Origin of the sequence: Streptococcus equinus, from assembly GCF_900101445.1 — a bacterium.
Classification (GTDB): Bacteria; Bacillota; Bacilli; order Lactobacillales; family Streptococcaceae; genus Streptococcus; species Streptococcus equinus_B.
Window position 1 is genome coordinate 890372 of the sequence record NZ_FNKE01000001.1, and the last position, 16245, is coordinate 906616.

The 16245-nt window shown below is 37.6% G+C and carries 14 protein-coding genes and 1 tRNA gene; 1 reads left to right on the forward strand and 14 read right to left on the reverse strand.

Features of this window, described 5'->3' with window-relative positions:
* Positions 1 to 7 precede the first annotated feature (7 nt).
* The 13 genes from hisC to add form a co-directional block, all read right to left on the reverse strand.
* Positions 8 to 1075, reverse strand: a complete 1068-nt coding sequence (gene hisC / locus BLR83_RS04500; protein ID WP_074560619.1) for a histidinol-phosphate transaminase — start codon at positions 1073 to 1075, stop codon at positions 8 to 10.
* 451 nt (positions 1076 to 1526) lie between these two features.
* Positions 1527 to 3251 carry a septation ring formation regulator EzrA gene (gene ezrA / locus BLR83_RS04505; RefSeq protein ID WP_074560620.1) on the reverse strand — a complete coding sequence of 575 codons (1725 nt, stop codon included), beginning with the start codon at positions 3249 to 3251 and terminating at the stop codon, positions 1527 to 1529.
* Between the two features lie 105 nt (positions 3252 to 3356).
* Positions 3357 to 5309, reverse strand: coding sequence for a DNA topoisomerase (ATP-hydrolyzing) subunit B (gene gyrB / locus BLR83_RS04510; RefSeq protein ID WP_074560621.1), 1953 nt, complete (start codon positions 5307 to 5309; stop codon positions 3357 to 3359).
* Positions 5310 to 5870 carry an HAD-IA family hydrolase gene (locus BLR83_RS04515; protein WP_039696616.1) on the reverse strand — a complete coding sequence of 187 codons (561 nt, stop codon included), beginning with the start codon at positions 5868 to 5870 and terminating at the stop codon, positions 5310 to 5312.
* 152 nt (positions 5871 to 6022) lie between these two features.
* The gene (locus tag BLR83_RS04520) at positions 6023 to 7234 is read right to left on the reverse strand and encodes an FtsW/RodA/SpoVE family cell cycle protein (protein ID WP_074560622.1); all 1212 of its coding nucleotides are present in this window, start codon (positions 7232 to 7234) and stop codon (positions 6023 to 6025) included.
* Positions 7235 to 7468: 234 nt separating this feature from the next.
* A tRNA-Arg gene (locus tag BLR83_RS04525) sits at positions 7469 to 7540 on the reverse strand.
* Between the two features lie 57 nt (positions 7541 to 7597).
* Entirely contained in the window at positions 7598 to 7945 is a 348-nt protein-coding gene (gene rplS / locus BLR83_RS04530) for a 50S ribosomal protein L19 (RefSeq protein WP_021142699.1), read from the reverse strand.
* 145 nt (positions 7946 to 8090) lie between these two features.
* Positions 8091 to 9311 carry a chloride channel protein gene (locus BLR83_RS04535; RefSeq protein ID WP_074560623.1) on the reverse strand — a complete coding sequence of 407 codons (1221 nt, stop codon included), beginning with the start codon at positions 9309 to 9311 and terminating at the stop codon, positions 8091 to 8093.
* Positions 9312 to 9324: 13 nt separating this feature from the next.
* Entirely contained in the window at positions 9325 to 9612 is a 288-nt protein-coding gene (locus BLR83_RS04540; protein ID WP_074560624.1) for a chorismate mutase, read from the reverse strand.
* A gap of 34 nt (positions 9613 to 9646) precedes the next feature.
* Positions 9647 to 10354, reverse strand: coding sequence for a TVP38/TMEM64 family protein (locus tag BLR83_RS04545; RefSeq protein WP_074560625.1), 708 nt, complete (start codon positions 10352 to 10354; stop codon positions 9647 to 9649).
* Between the two features lie 83 nt (positions 10355 to 10437).
* A complete protein-coding gene (gene sufB, locus BLR83_RS04550) occupies positions 10438 to 11823 on the reverse strand; it encodes a Fe-S cluster assembly protein SufB (RefSeq protein ID WP_074560626.1) in 1386 nt (461 codons plus the stop codon).
* 84 nt (positions 11824 to 11907) lie between these two features.
* A complete protein-coding gene (locus BLR83_RS04555) occupies positions 11908 to 12351 on the reverse strand; it encodes a flavodoxin (RefSeq protein ID WP_074560627.1) in 444 nt (147 codons plus the stop codon).
* A gap of 41 nt (positions 12352 to 12392) precedes the next feature.
* Entirely contained in the window at positions 12393 to 13412 is a 1020-nt protein-coding gene (gene add, locus BLR83_RS04560; RefSeq protein ID WP_074560628.1) for an adenosine deaminase, read from the reverse strand.
* A gap of 241 nt (positions 13413 to 13653) precedes the next feature.
* Here add and BLR83_RS04565 point away from each other — a divergent pair, with 241 nt between their 5' ends.
* Positions 13654 to 14997, forward strand: a complete 1344-nt coding sequence (locus BLR83_RS04565; RefSeq protein ID WP_074560629.1) for an MATE family efflux transporter — start codon at positions 13654 to 13656, stop codon at positions 14995 to 14997.
* Positions 14998 to 15036: 39 nt separating this feature from the next.
* On the opposite strand, the gene BLR83_RS04570 is transcribed toward BLR83_RS04565, so the two are convergent.
* Positions 15037 to 16188, reverse strand: coding sequence for an iron-containing alcohol dehydrogenase (locus tag BLR83_RS04570; RefSeq protein WP_074560630.1), 1152 nt, complete (start codon positions 16186 to 16188; stop codon positions 15037 to 15039).
* Positions 16189 to 16245: the final 57 nt, after the last annotated feature.

Below are 16245 nucleotides of genomic sequence, written 5' to 3' on the forward strand. Positions count from 1 at the left end.
CCTCAAATCATTTCAAACCTACAGCCAAGAATTCTTTAATCGCCTTAAGCACTTCTTCCATTTCATCTTGTCGACCAATCGAAATACGCAAGTGATTTTTAATGCGTTCAACTTTTGGAAAATAGCGAACATAAATATTTTTAGCCTGCAAATAGTTAAATAATAAAGCCGCACCATTATCAGGACATTCTGCCAAGACAAAGTTTGTTTTTGATTCTAAAACCTTAAAGTTTAAAAATCTCAACTCTTTTGCAAACCAATCTCTGGTTGCCATGATTTTTTGGCAAGTGTCTTCGTAGTAATCCCAAGACTCAACAGCAGCAAGCGATAATTTTTCAGCAATCAAATCAACATTATATGGATTAACGGAATTTTTAACCGCATTAATTACTGCCATTAATTTTGGACTTCCCATACCATAGCCAACTCGCAAACCAGCAAGTGAAGCATCTTTTGAAAATGTTCGTGTGATAAAAACATTCTCATATTTTTTAAGCAATGGCAGAGCTGTTTGACCACCAAAGTTAATGTAGGCTTCATCAATAATAACCACCACATCTTGATTAGCACGGATAATCTTTTCAAGCTCGTCAAGTGATTTATAAATACCAGTCGGCGCATTAGGGTTAGTAATGATAATCCCACCATTGTCAGCAATGTAATCACTAGAGTCAATCTCAAACTGCTCATTCAATGGAATTTCATGGTAATTCACGTGATACAAATCCGCCCAAACCTTATAAAATCCATAAGTCAAATCAGGAAATAAAACCGGTTCATCACTATTAAAGAATGCTAGAAAAGCCATTGATAAAATATCATCTGAACCATTTCCAACGATAATCTGATCAGGATCAAGTCCATGTTGCTTAGCAAGCGCAATACGTAATGATTTTTGATCCAAAGTCGAATATTTTCGCAATTGATGGACATCAAACTGTGAAAAAACTTCTGCTACTTTTGGACTTGGTCCATAAGCATTTTCATTTGTATTTAGTTTAATTAAATTTTCACCACTTGGTTGGCTTCCGGCAACGTAAGGTTCAATTTCTCTCAATCCTTTAATAGTTGTCATAATAAGATCCTTTCTATTTTCTGATATAAAAAAGACGCCCTCGCAAAAAACTTTGCAAGGACGTTAACAACGTGGTTCCACCTTTGATTCAACAGCAAGTCGCCTTAACTGTTCTCATGAAGTACAAGACTTCTGACCCGTAACGTGGATCCATCCGTCGTGCACTACTAGCTAGAAGCATTCGCACACGCACTCAAGAATGTGTCGCCTAAGGATTGCACGCTTTTCTCACCACCAAGCACTCTCTGTCTGTTGTCTCAGGCTTTTTCTATCATCGCTTTTTTATATTAAAGTTATTTTACAAGAAAATTCTGAAAATAGCAAGCTAAATTTTTAGAATTTTTTATATTTATAGCAAAAAAATTAAGCAGACTTAACCAAACATAGAAAACGAGGCATCAAAAAAGGCTTAGAAAATTTCTAAACCTTTTTCTTATATGACATTATCGTCTTAGAAACGAATTTGTTCACGTGTTTTTTCGTACGATGAAACAAAACGATCTGTTACACCTGGTTCAACTGTTTCAAGTGCATATGAGATTTCATCAAATGATGCTTGATAATTGTTATCTACTTCAAAGAGATGCAAAGCATGTTCGAAGCTACTTTGAACGCTTGGTTCAAAGCTACGGTAACGGTTAGAGTATTGTAACAATTGTTCAGTCAATGTTGCATTTTGAACAACTTGGTAAGTTGCTTCTTCAAGATTAGCAATCGCTGCAGTAGCAACATCTGTCAAACGAGAAACTGCTTCAATATCAATACGTCCACGGCTAAGTTCATCAATCAAAACTTCCAATTGTTTACTTGTTGTGAAGAATGCGCTCAAGAAATCTTGAGGAATTCCAGGCAAGTTACGTTTTTCCATGTAACGTTTGATTGAGTGCAAACGATTAATGTATTGATCCAAGCTTTGACGAGCAACGCTTTCGATTTGTTCAATTTTTTTAACTTGTTCGAAGACTTGCATTTGACCTTCTTCAACCGCATCAAGGGTCTTCAATGTGCGATCAAAAATCAATTGAAGTTCAGAGAATGGTTTATCTTGGTTATCAAAAACTTCAACGATTGGCAATGTTTCTTGTTCGATTTCTTCCAAGTTTTTAGTAAATGAACGAAGGCTCAAGTTTTCGTTATCGTTCAAGATATACTTGTGAGACAAGCGTTTGATTTCGTGTTCCAATTTTTCGTTATTGGCTTTAGCATGTGCCAAGTAATCTGGAATGATTTTGCTGTCCTTAAGCGCAGCTTTGTGAGCAGCAATTTCACGTTCAAACAATTCATACAATGAATCGATTTTTTCTTGGATGTGTTCATTTTCATCACGACCACGATCAAGATCCAAAGTCACAAGTTCTGATGAGTTTGCACGAATGGCATCACGCACTTCTTGGAAACGAGCTTCGATGTCTTTTTCAGCAAAGTGGTAATTTTGTTCAAGTAGACGACGGTAACCTTGTTCCAAATCATCAAGTTGATCTGGGAAATCATCTTCCAATTTAGCAACAATTGCTGGAATTTGTTCTGAGATTTGACCAAGTGCAATGGTGTGTTCTTCAGCTCGATCAAGCACTTCAGAGGCTTCAACTGGGTCACCTGTTGAGTTAAGTGTTACAAATTGAGAGAACTCAGCTTCGATGTTCTTCAATTGTTTTTCAATTTCAGGCATTGTTGAACCAAAATTGTCTTCTTTTTCTGAAATAGAAGCTTGAAGTGTTTCATATAAGTCCAAAGCATGCTTCACGCGCGCACTGTTCTTTTCTTCTTGTTCTTTCAAAACAGCAAGTGCTTCACGAATAGCATTGATATCTTCTTCAACCAAATTCAATTGGCTTTCAACATTGTCGATTTCGTGTTTCGCACTGATGAATTTGAAGCTATCGTTAAGGTCTTCAGCTTCAAAAATATGATTTTCAATATCTGAGAAAGAATTTAATGAAAGGTCAACCCATTTTTGGTTCCATTCACGAAATGTTGTTTGACTTTGTCCGATAAGGTGAAGATTTTTAACAGCTTCTACTTCTTCATTGACTGGTAATCCAAATAACGATTGCTTTCTTTCTTCCAAACTTGCAATCAATGAATCATTTCGTTTGCGTACGATGACGCCAACTAGATAAGCAATAATGACTAAAACAACTATTGCTACAAGCAGTAAAATAATTCCGCTCGACATTTAAAACTCCTTATAAATTGTCTTTTTTATCGTAAAAAATAGCTATAACATTACGATTATAACATACTTAGAGATTGTGTGCAGTATTTTTATGTTAATATTCGATTAAATATCAAGCGTACTGTAAACCGCATTTTCTTCGATGAACTCACGACGTGGTTCAACCTTATCTCCCATAAGCATATCAAAAATCTTATCTGCTTCGGCAGCATCATCAACAGATACACGCGCCATCAAGCGATTTTCTGGATCCATTGTTGTTGCCCAGAGTTGGTGGTCATCCATTTCACCAAGACCTTTGTAACGTTGAACAGATGGTTTTGAACGACCATTGCTGTAGCGCTCAATTGCTGCTTGTAGTTCAACTTCCTGATTAGCACCAGGTTGGATGTATTCTTTAATTTCACTACCAACTTTAACACCGTAAATTGGTGGTTGTGCGATATATACGTATCCTGCTTCCAATACTGGACGCATGAAGCGGTAAATTAATGTCAAGAGCAAAGTACGAATGTGAGCCCCATCGACATCAGCATCGGTCATGATAACTAATTTGTGGTAACGAGCTTTTGTCACATCAAAATCTGCTCCAAAACCTGTTCCCATAGCTGTAAACAAGCTACGGATTTCTTCGTTAGCAAGAATTTTATCCATACTTGCTTTTTCAACGTTCAAGATTTTACCACGAATTGGTAGAATTGCTTGGTGCTCGCGGTCACGTCCTGATTTTGCAGAACCACCCGCAGAGTCCCCTTCGACGATGAACAATTCATTCATTGTTGCGTCGTTTGAAGAACAGTCTGCCAATTTACCAGGCAAGTTTGAAATTTCAAGACCTGATTTCTTACGTGTTACCTCACGTGCACGTTTCGCAGCGATACGCGCTTTAGAAGCAAGAATTCCTTTTTCAACGATTTTCTTAGCAATTTGAGGATTTTCTAACAAGAAACGTCCAAAGGCATCGCTAAACAAACGGTTAGTAATTTTGACAACTTCTGAGTTACCAAGTTTTGTTTTGGTTTGTCCTTCAAACTGTGGGTTAGGGTGTTTGACGGAAATAACAGCTGTTAGACCTTCGCGGACATCATCACCTGTTAAGTTATCGTCTTTTTCTTTAAGCAATTTATTTTGACGAGCATAATCATTAATCACACGTGTCAATGCTGTACGGAAACCTTGTTCGTGAGTACCACCTTCGTGTGTGTGAATGTTGTTAGCAAAGCTCATCACTGTCTCGTGGTAACCAGTTGTATATTGCATAGCAACTTCAACCGAGATACCATCCATTTCACCATCAGTGTAAATAGGTTTATCAAAGATAACATCTTTATTTTCGTTGATAAATTCAACGTAACTTGAGATACCACCTTCGTAGTGATAATGTTGCTCTTGTTCAATACCTTCACGTTTGTCAGTGATTGAGATGCGTAAACCACGGTTCAAGAAAGCAAGTTCTTGAATACGTTTAGCCAATTTATCAAAATCAAATACTGTTGTTTCTGTAAAGATTTCACCGTCTGGAGTGAAGTGAACGGTTGTACCGTGACGATCTGTGTCACCAATAACTTTCAAATCATCAACAACATGACCGCGGCGATATTCTTGATAATGGATTTTTCCATCACGATAAACAGACACATCCAATTGTGTTGAAAGGGCGTTAACAACAGATGAACCTACCCCGTGGAGACCACCTGATACTTTATAACCGCCACCGCCGAATTTACCACCGGCGTGCAATACTGTAAAGACCGTTTCAACGGCTGGACGACCTGTTTTTTCTTGAATATCAACAGGAATACCACGCCCATCATCGACAACTGTAATGGAATTATCTTTCTCGATGAAAACCTCAATGTGTGTGGCAAATCCTGCCAAGGCTTCATCGATTGAGTTATCGACAATTTCCCAGACCAAGTGGTGCAAGCCTTCTTTTGACGTTGAACCAATATACATCCCTGGGCGCATGCGTACAGCTTCAAGTCCCTCTAGGACCTGAATCTGACTCGCATCGTACTCTTTCGCTAATTCTGCTAAATTTTTATTTTCTTCCGTCATTTACTTCACTATCTCCAATAAGGATTTTTTTCCATCAACTAACAAGGTATCAAAGCCAGCAGCCTGACCTGCTTCTTTATCAATTTCACGATCTCCAATAACCAAAGCATTATCAATCTTATACTTTTCTTTGAGGTATAACATTGACTCTGGATTTGGTTTACGAGCAAAGCCGCTTTCTGATGTCACGACTTCAGTGAAATAAGGAAGTACCTTTGTTTTTTCTAAAATATCAAGGACTTGTTTATTTCGATGAGAAACCAAGAAATTTCTCCCACCGCTAGCCACAATTGCCTGCAAAACCTCGCTGGCGCCTGTAAAAAGAACCGGTGTTTTCAAATAATCGGCTTCTAATGCTTTATATGCTTTCAAAAATTGTGGTTGGTTTGGGATAAATTTTTTAACAGCGGCATCTGTTGATTCCTTCAGCTTTTCATAGACATCATCATGCGATGCTTGACAGCCAAAATCAGCTAAAGTTTTCACAAAAGCCTGAGTGGACATTTCGTAATTATCGAGTAAAGTGCCACCCAAATCCCAGATATAATCATGGTAATTCATAACTGATATTATATCACAATTTTACATTTTTTTATAGTCTCTACCCCATCAATTTCCAACACAAGAAAACAGAATTTTTAAACTATTTTTTTGACGGAAAAATCACTTTTTTTGGGCAGCAAAAAAGGCTTGGGAGACGTCCCAAACCTCTTTTAATAACGTTCACTTCTTCTGAAATGTTCTTCGATTTCTTGTTCGTGATGCAAATTATTTTGATAACTCATTGACAAAATCAAACCAACACAAATCAAATTAGTAATCAATGATGACCCACCTTGTGAAATGAACGGCAACGGAATACCTGTCAAAGGCAAAATACCAATCGCAGCACCAACATTTTCAAAAATGTGGAACAAAATCATCATGATAAATCCAGTTGAGATGTAAGTGTAGAATCGATTATTAGACTCAAAAGTCACACGAATCATACGATAAATCAAGACAAGATATAAAGTCATGACAACCGCACAACCAATAAAGCCAAAGTCTTCAGCAATAACCGTGAAAATCATATCACTTTCACGAACAGGAACAGAAAGATCAATGACATTAAAGCCTTTACCGTTAAGACCACCACTACCAATTGAAATCATCCCTTGAGTTTGTTGGTATGCAATTGACTTAGCGTATGAAAATGGATCTAACCAAGCTGAAATACGGTTAATTTGATAGGTATCCATTCCCAAGCCATAGAAGATATCTTTGCCGTGAGGTGATAAAAATAGAGCTAGAAAACCACCAATAATCACCGTTACTGCAATCACAACAGGTAAGATAATCCACCAAGAAATACCTGATAACAAAATCAAACCAGCTAGGATAGCTGAGAAGACCATGGCTGTTCCTAGGTCTTTTTGCAAACCTAAAAGTACCATGACAGGCAAGGTAATCAATGCAAAGATTCCAAGAAGCTTCCAATCATTTTTAAGAGTATCTTCTGGCACCTTGTGTCTAAACCAAATAGATGCTCTGGCAAGCATCAAAATGTAAGAGACCTTCATAAATTCAGAAGGTTGAAATAAGGTCACTGACCCAATGGTTACCCAGTTTTTGGCACCGGTTGACTCTACCAATTCTGGACTATAAAAAATTAAAGGTAAAATCATCAAAGCCAAGCCCAAGCCATACAAATAAGGGGTGACTTTCCATAAAAATTCGGTACTAAAGAGCATGACAACAAAGGCAACTACACAGCCCAAAAAGATCCAAACGCCTTGTTGCGTCATTACTTTTGCAATTGTTCCAGGATAGTCATTTGAAGTTGCAATATAAACGGCTACCAAACCAATTAGCAAAAGAAAAAAAACTGGTAAAATTACAGAATAGTCAATGCGACTATCAATAGAATATTTTTTTCTCGCCATTTTACTTCCTTCGTTTCTAGTCAAAAAATATTATATCATTTTTTATTTAGAATTGAGGAAAAAAGCTGGTGAAAATACGAGAATTTTTCAGAAAAATTTAAGCCGTGTTTTTCAGGGATTTTCCTGTACATTTTCAAGAAAAGAAAAAAACTGAACCCTACTGGGCTCAGCCTTTTATTGGTCAAACAAGTCAATTTAGCCCAGTCTGGATGACCTAAATAAACTCGCTTCTTCTCTCCCCTGCCGGAATCGAACCAGCAACTACTCCTTAGGAGGGAGTTGTTATATCCATTGAACTAAGGGGAGCTATGAAAAAATCTGTCGCTAGGACAGATTTTTATTATCGAATCTTTATCGTCAAAATTAACGACGGATTTCTTTAATACGAGCAGCTTTACCTTGTAATGCACGCAAGTAGTAAAGTTTAGCACGACGTACTTTACCGTGACGAACAACTTCGATTTTTTCTACACGTGGAGTGTGAACTGGGAATGTACGTTCAACACCGATACCACTTGAAATTTTACGAACTGTGTACATTTCTGAGATCCCTTGACCTTTACGTGAAATAACCACACCTTCGAAAATTTGGATACGTTCGCGGCTTCCTTCAACAACTTTTGCGTGAACACGAACAGTATCACCAGGTTGGAATGCAGGGATGTCAGTACGTAGTTGACCTTCAGTCAAGCTTTGAATTAATGGATTCATTTATTTATTCTCCTATCTTACTAATCATTAGGTGCTTGTCCCAGCGGATTAGCCGTATTTTAGTGCGTCCATTACACACTCTTCGTATTTTACCAAAAATACCTATGGCTGTAAAGCAAAATGCCTGACTTTTTTGAGCTTTTTTCTAGAAGGCTAAAACTTCTTGTCCTGTGTAAATAGAGTGGTTTCGATTAAGGCTGTAAGCAAAAATCATAACCAAAGCAAAATATGGTAAATTTGCAAAACCAAAGACTTCTCCTCCAATAAAGATTGGAGCTAAAAGCGTATTTGTAGCACTTCCGAAAACACTGATGTAGCCAGCTGCAGCAACGAATTCAACTGGTAAACCAAAGACATTTGCTAAAACAACACCAAGTGAAGCACCGATGGCAAAAAGCGGTGTGACCTCTCCACCTTGAAAACCGATTGCCAAAGTTGCCACAGTCAAGACCAACTTCAAAAGCCAATCATAAAAGTAAATGTCTTTCCCAGAAAAGCTAGCATCAATCAGATTAGTTCCAAGGCCTGAATAACGCCCATGGTACAACATCAAGAAAAGAAGACTAAGTACAATCCCACCAAATAAAATACGATAGTAAGGATTATCCATGACCTCTTTTGCTTTTTGTTTGGCAAAAGCAAGCAAAGCTGCAAAGGCATTACCGACTAGCCCAAAAATAAGTCCTAACAAAGCAAGTTTGCAAAATAGCCATGGATTAAACGTCAATGAAACATCAACAAAATGGGAGAATTTCTCTAATCCTAATGTGTGTGATGTTGCACTTGCCACAAACGAAGCAATTGTCATTGGCAAAAGAGCTGACAATTGTAACTTGCCAAGAACTAGGATTTCAAGTCCGAAAAAGACAGCCGCCAATGGCGTTTGAAATAAACCAGCAAAACCAGCTGCCATACCCGTTACAAGAAACAAGCGGGAGCTATTTTCAAAAGAGAAAAACTTGCTAAAAGCATGAGAGATGGTTGCCCCTAATTGAACAGCTACACCTTCACGTCCAGCACTTCCTCCAAAAAGATGAGTTAGCCAAGTCGCTACGGTCACCAAAGGTAACATAACCAAAGGAATTTCCTTTTCATCTCCTTGACTCACCGCAAAAAGTAGCCCCATTCCTTTGCTAGCTCGACTGTCCGCTTTTTGATAAAGAAAAACAATAACAAGCCCAATTAAGCCCAAAAATGGAATCACATAATTGAAGTTTTCTGTTCGAAAAGCACTAAGCATTAACAAGACGCGACCAAATACAGTATCGACACAGCCTATCAGAAATCCAATAAGAAGACTTGCGCCGATGACTTTTAAGAGGACACCATAAGAATAATCTTGGTTATCTTTTAACTTTTTAATCATTAGAGCTACCTTCTTAATCTAAATCAGCTTTCAATTGCTTAGATTGATAGTTGCGTGAATTTTTCATGATGTCCACAAAAGTATCAACTAATGTTGCCTCAAAAGCTTTATTTTGAACACGGCTAGCCACTTTTTTTAAGACAGCATCTTCACGACTGGTATCTAAAATAGCTTTTCCAGTAGCTTTTTTATACGCTGCTACTTGGTTCACCAAGGTCATACGTTTTTCAAGAAGTGCAACCAATTCCTGATCCACTTGATCAATTTCTTGACGGATAACATCCAAATCTTTTACTGACATTTTTTCTCTATCCTTATCTTTTTTTGAATTTCTACTATAAAGATAACTTATTCTTTTTTCGTTTGAAATAAGTTCCCAATAAGCTGATGGCAATAAAAATAACAAGCAGTACAATAATGAGTCTTAGATTTCCTGCGACAACCGCATCTCCACCTAACGCATACAATAAACTGCTCGGAGCTACTCCAATTGTAACGTAGAGAAACCATCTGCGCCAAGGCAATTTGATTTTTGCCACGTGATAATTGATGAGCAGGGTTGGAATCACAGGAATCATATAACCAAGCATGATTCCCAATTCTTGATTTTCAACAGCATCGATGACATTTTTTAATCCTGCAAAATGTTTCTTTAACTTGCTATCATTGTCCTTCAAATCAATCATTTCCAGAACTCTGACAAAGAGAAAATTTCCAAGGACATTTGCTGAGAGATTCATCAAAAATCCAATAGCAGGTCCATAAATCAAGCCATTAAAGATAGCAAAAATCGCATTCGACATAAAAGGAATGGCTGCTGTCAGAGCTGTCAAAAATAGCAAAATAGTGATATTCAGCAGATTTTTTGTTCGCAACTGCATCAAAAACTGTGTTAGAGCTGTCTTTGAGCTAGATTGCCAAAAAGCAATAATCAACTGCCAATGTCTAATAATATAAATGAAAAAGTAACCACCTATACTAAGCAGACCGAAAACCACTAAAAATTTACGTAGCTGACCATATCTGTACTCAAGTTTTTTCATATCGCTTCCATTATAAAGAAAAGTTAATAGCTTGACAAGAAGGCTTTAGAGATAAAAATGTTATTTTTAGAATTTTCAAACACTCAACCAACAGAGCCTTCCATACTCATAGTAATTAGACTATTCATCTCAACAGCGTATTCCATAGGAAGTTCTTTGGTGATTGGCTCCATAAAGCCATTAACAATCATGGCTGTTGCTTCTTCTTCGGAAATTCCTCGACTCATCATGTAGTAAAGTTGTTCTTCAGAAACTTTTGAGACCTTAGCTTCATGTTCCAAAGATACATTTGAGTTATGAATTTCATTAAATGGGATAGTATCTGAACTTGATAAATCATCCATCAAAATCGTGTCACACTCAATGTGTGATTTTGAGCCCTCGCTATGCTTGCCAAAATAAACTGAACCACGATAGTCAGTCTTTCCGCCATCTTTAGCCACTGATTTTGAAATCAAGGTTGATGAGGTATGTGGAGCATTGTGATAAACTTTACAGCCAGCATCTAAGTGTTGACCATAATTGGCAAAAGCCATAGAAAGCACTGAAGTTTTGGCGTGTGAACCGTCTAATATCGAGCATGGGTATTTCATATTAACCTTACTTCCGAGATTTCCGTCAATCCACTCTAACATGCCATTTTCTTCAACTTTACCACGTTCCGTTACTAGGTTATAGACATTATCTGACCAGTTCTGCATAGTCGTGTAGCGAAAACTAGCATCACGTTTGACAATAATTTCTACCGTTGCCGCATGAAGGCTATTGGTCGTGTAATTGGGAGCGGTACAACCTTCAATGTATTGAATTGAAGCTCCTTCATCAACAATAATCAAGCTACGTTCAAATTGCCCAGCGTTTTCACCATTGATACGAAAATAAGTCTGTACTGGAATGTCACATTGCACACCCTTTGGCACATAAATGAAAGTTCCACCAGACCAAACAGCACCATTTAGAGCTGCAAATTTGTGTTCACTGTTTGAAACAATTTTCCCAAAATACTCTTTAAATAGTTCAGGATATTCTTGCAAAGCCGTATCAGTATCAGTGAAAATAATGCCTTGTTTTTGAAACTCTTCTTTCATATTATGGTAGACCACTTCAGACTCATACTGGGCTACCGCACCAGAAAGGTAGTCACGCTCGGCTTGTGGAATGCCCAAACGTTCAAAAGTTTCTTTAATCTTATCTGGAACATCATCCCAGTCATTAACCTTCTTATCAGCTAATTTTTGGAAATAAATGACATCATCAAAGTCAATTCCAGACAAATCAGGTCCAAAATCAGGCATGGGGAGTTTATAAAACAACTCCAAGCTCTTCAAACGATAATCAAGCATCCATTTGGGTTCATGCTTGTAAGCTGATATGTTTCGCACGATTTCTTCGGTTAACCCTTTCCCCGTCGAATAAGTCGGGGTAAGATCATCGTGAAAACCATAATCATAATCTCTATTTTTGGTCATAATGACACCTCACTTTATAAAACATTCTTTATGAAAGGAAGAGAAAAAAAGAGATTGGAGCACACTCCAACCTCAGTTTTTTATTTAGTTTACTTTTTCAGAAATAGTTTCTGCGAAAGCTTCTAGATTTGCAATATCTTCATCTTCTGCAGACAAGTCAACTTTAACTGAATCCGCACCTTTTGTTGCGCCAGTCAAGGCAAATTGTGCTTCAAATTCGTCAACTGCTTTACAGAAGTAATCGTAGAAAGTATCACCAGATCCGACAACACCGAAGATTTTATCTGTCAAATCAACATCTGCAAGATCTTCGTAAAAATCAACGATTTCATCTGGCAATTCACCATCACCGTATGTGTATGATGCAACAATCGCAACATCAGCATCTTCAAAATCAGCTGCGTCAACTGTTGTACATTCGTCTACTTCGACAGTGTGTCCAAGTTCTTCGAACTTATTTCCAACAATGTCAGCAATTTCTTCAGTATTTCCTGTCATGCTGGCATAGACAATCTTAACTAAAGCCATAGTTCCCTCCAAACATAAATTACCACTATTGTAGCATATTTTTACAGAAATGTTTTATATAAATTGTCAATTTTCGATAATAAATCAGCTTTTTGAGCTTCTGTGGTAAAGGATGCTTGGATAGCATTTTTATTAAATGTTAGAAAATCATCGATGCCAACGCCGAAGTGTTTGGCAAAGAGCGCGTATTCTCTTGTTAAGTTAGTGTCAGAAACCGTACGGTTATCGGTGTTAATGGTAATCTTAGCACCAGCATTTTTCAAAGTAAGAAAAGGAAACTCAGCTAAAGATTTCGCAGCTTTGGTTTGGAGATTGCTTGTCAAGCATAACTCAGCTGTCACTCCTTTTTTGACAAATTCTTGAATCAATTCAGGTTGGTCATAAATGGCTGTGGTATGTCCGATACGCTTGATATCAAGAGCAATGGTATCCACAATGTAATGAGCACAGCCACATTCACCAGCGTGAAATGTCAAAGGAAGTCCTAACTCCTGAGTGTGCTTAATGATAGCCTCTAATTCTGCAGGTGGAAAATCTAGTTCATTTCCTGCAAAATCAAAACCAGCTAATCCTTTGTCAGCTAACTGGACAACATGGTCAAAAATATCACGCGTCACATGGGCAGGTGATTGTTTCATGCCACAGACGAGAACCTTAGCCACAATGCCAAAATCTGTTTCTGCCTGCTTAAGACCTGACAGAACTGCTTCAACGGTCTCAGAAGCAGTCAATCCTTCATCCATTGAAAATTCAGGCGCAAAACGGATTTCAGTATAAATCACATTTTCCTGCGCAGCTTGTCTAGCCACATCGTAAGCCGCTAAGTGTAAAGCCTTCTTTGTCTGTAAAAGCGGACGAATAAAATCAAACGCCTTAAGGTAATCCATCAAAGATTCTGCCTCAGCAGGTGCCACGACAAGCTTTTTCAATTCATCATCAGATTCAGGAACAGCAATATCTGCCATATCTGCTAATTGACGAATTGTCTCCAATGAAATCGAACCATCCAAGTGACAATGTAATTCTGTCTTTGCCAAGTCTTTTAACGTTGTTGTATCCAAGTTAGCCTCCTCTAATTAAATTTTTTAGGTACTATCTTAACACATTCTTTTTGTTTTGCAAAGAAATTTTTCTCAAAAATAGGTATTTTTATATTCCAATCTAGTCTCCTCGTTGACAATAAAATTTGGCTTTGATACAATATCTATGCTTACCGGAGGGTATCATAGAAAATGGTGCTGGATAAGGTAGAGAGTTTTCTCCTACCTTGTCCAGCTTTTTTTATTATAAAGGAGGTTAATCATGTCCATTTCTCTTACCAAAGGTCCAATTCTTAAATCGCTATTTGGCTTTGCGATACCAGTTTTATTAACACTTTTACTTCAAGCGCTATATGGAGCAGCAGACCTTATTGTTGTGGGACAATTTGCAAAAGCTATTGATGTTTCAGCAGTAGCAACCGGCAGTCAACTACTCCAAACAGTCACAACCGCTGTCATCGGGCTTGCTATGGGAATCACGATTGCTGTTGGGCGCTTAATCGGGCAAAATCAAAAAGAAAAAGCAGGGCAATACATCGGAGCAGCCTGCACTTTATTTCTTGTTCTTTCTTTTTTTCTCGTTCTATTATTAACCATTTACAGCAGTGACTTAGCTAAACTTCTTCACTCCCCTACCTCAGCAGTACATGCCACGCAAAAATACATTTTTATCTGCGGATGTGGCGCTATTTTTATTGTAGCTTATAACCTGCTTGGTGCTATTTTCAGGGGAATTGGTGATTCTACAACACCATTTATTACTGTTTTAATTGCCTGTATTATCAATATTATCGCTGATATCTTTTTTGTCGCAGTTTTGAATTTAGGAAGTTCAGGCGCTGCACTTGCAACAGTTCTATCCCAAGCAATTAGTGTTATCACTTCTCTTTTAATCATCAAGAAAAAAGATTTGCCATTTCATTTTACAAGATCCTTTTTACAGATTGATAAACACATTTGGAAAATACTCCTCAAATTAGGTGCTCCTGTGGCTACACAAGATTTACTTGTATCTTTATCATTTCTTTTTATTCAGGCTACAGCAAATAATCTTGGAATTGTGGCATCAGGTGGCGTTGGAATTGCTGAAAAAGTTTGTGTCTTCATCATGCTGATTCCTTCAGCTTATATGCAATCAATGTCAGCATTTGTCGCTCAAAATATTGGTGCTAAGCAAAAAAACAGAGCAAATTTAGCGTTAAAATACGGAATCCTATCAAGCCTTATCGTAGGCTTTGTCATGGCTATTTTAACTTTTACACATGGTGATACCATGTCTTCCATTTTTTCAAAAAATATGGAACTTATCAAATCATCTCATGATTACCTAAAATCATACGCTATTGACTGCATGATTATCAGTGTTGTATTCTGCTTCGTTGGATACTTCAATGGCTTAGGAAAAACATTTTTTGTCATGCTTCAGGGTATCATCGGAGCTTTCTTCATTAGAATTCCTGTGGTCTACTTCATGAGCTTACTTCCACAAAAAAGCTTGTTCTATATTGGCCTTGGAACACCTATTTCATCTACAGTTCAACTTATTTTATGTCTTTTATTCTTTTTACTAATCAATCATAAAGAATACAAGAAAATCAAGGCATAAAAAAGCCAGGTTCCATTTTGAAACCTGGCTTTTTTCTATTTAAAACAATTGTTTGTAAAGTTCGATTGTTTCTTCAAGTGTTGGCATAAATGGATTACCTGGTGCGCAGGCATCGAGCAAAGCGTTTTTAGAAAGAAATTCGAAGTCGAATTCTTCTTCCTTGATACCAAGCTCAGTCAATTTCTTAGGAATACCAACTGTTGCTGACAATTTTTCAATTTCTGCAATAGCGTAATCAGCACATTCTTGGTCACTTTTATCTTCTGTATGAAGTCCTAGTCCTTTAGCCACATCTCGGAAAGCTGCTGGAACGTGTTTGGCATTTTCACGTTCGACGATTGGCAAAATCATGGCACAGCAGACACCGTGTGGCAAATGGTAAACTGCTCCAAGTTGGTGAGCCATCGCGTGCACATAACCTAGTCCTGCATTATTAAATGCCATACCACCTAAGAAAATAGCATTGACCATAGCTTCACGCGCTTCCAAATCTTCACCATTTTCAACAGCTCGTGGCAAAAATTCTTTGATTAGCTCAATTGCTCCGATTGACAATTTTTTCGTTGCACCGTAAGCACCTGGTGTCACCAAGGCTTCGATTGCGTGAGTCAAAGCATCCATACCTGTTGCAGCTGTTAATGATTTTGGCATTGAAACCATAAGTTCTGGATCATTAACTGACATCAAGGCTAAGCTATTTTTATCAACCATAACCATTTTAACTTTGCGCTCTTCATCTGTAATGACGTAGTTGATTGTAATTTCAGCTGATGTTCCTGCAGTCGTATTAATGGCTACAACAGGAAGACCTTTTTTAGATGATTTGTTGACACCTTCGTAGTCTTGCGGACGACCACCATTTGTTGCCAAAATTGAAATACAGCTAGCAGCATCTTGTGGTGAACCACCACCAAGTGAGATGATAAAGTCACAAGCATTTTCTTTCAAAGTAGCTAGACCTTCTTCGACATTTTTGACTGTTGGATTTGGATCAACATCGCTATAAACAACATAATCAATATTTTCTGCATCAAGAGGTGCAGTTACTTTAGGTAAAATATCACTTCCAGCAATAAAATGGTCTGTTACCAAAAGAGCCTTTTGGTAGCCTAATTCTTTAATATGACTTCCGATTTCTTTAATCACTCCGCGACCAATAAGGTTTTGAGATGGAACATAAAATACTGACATGAGCATAGCCTCCTTATGATTTTTTGTTTTTAGAAAACGTTTACATTTTAATTTTAG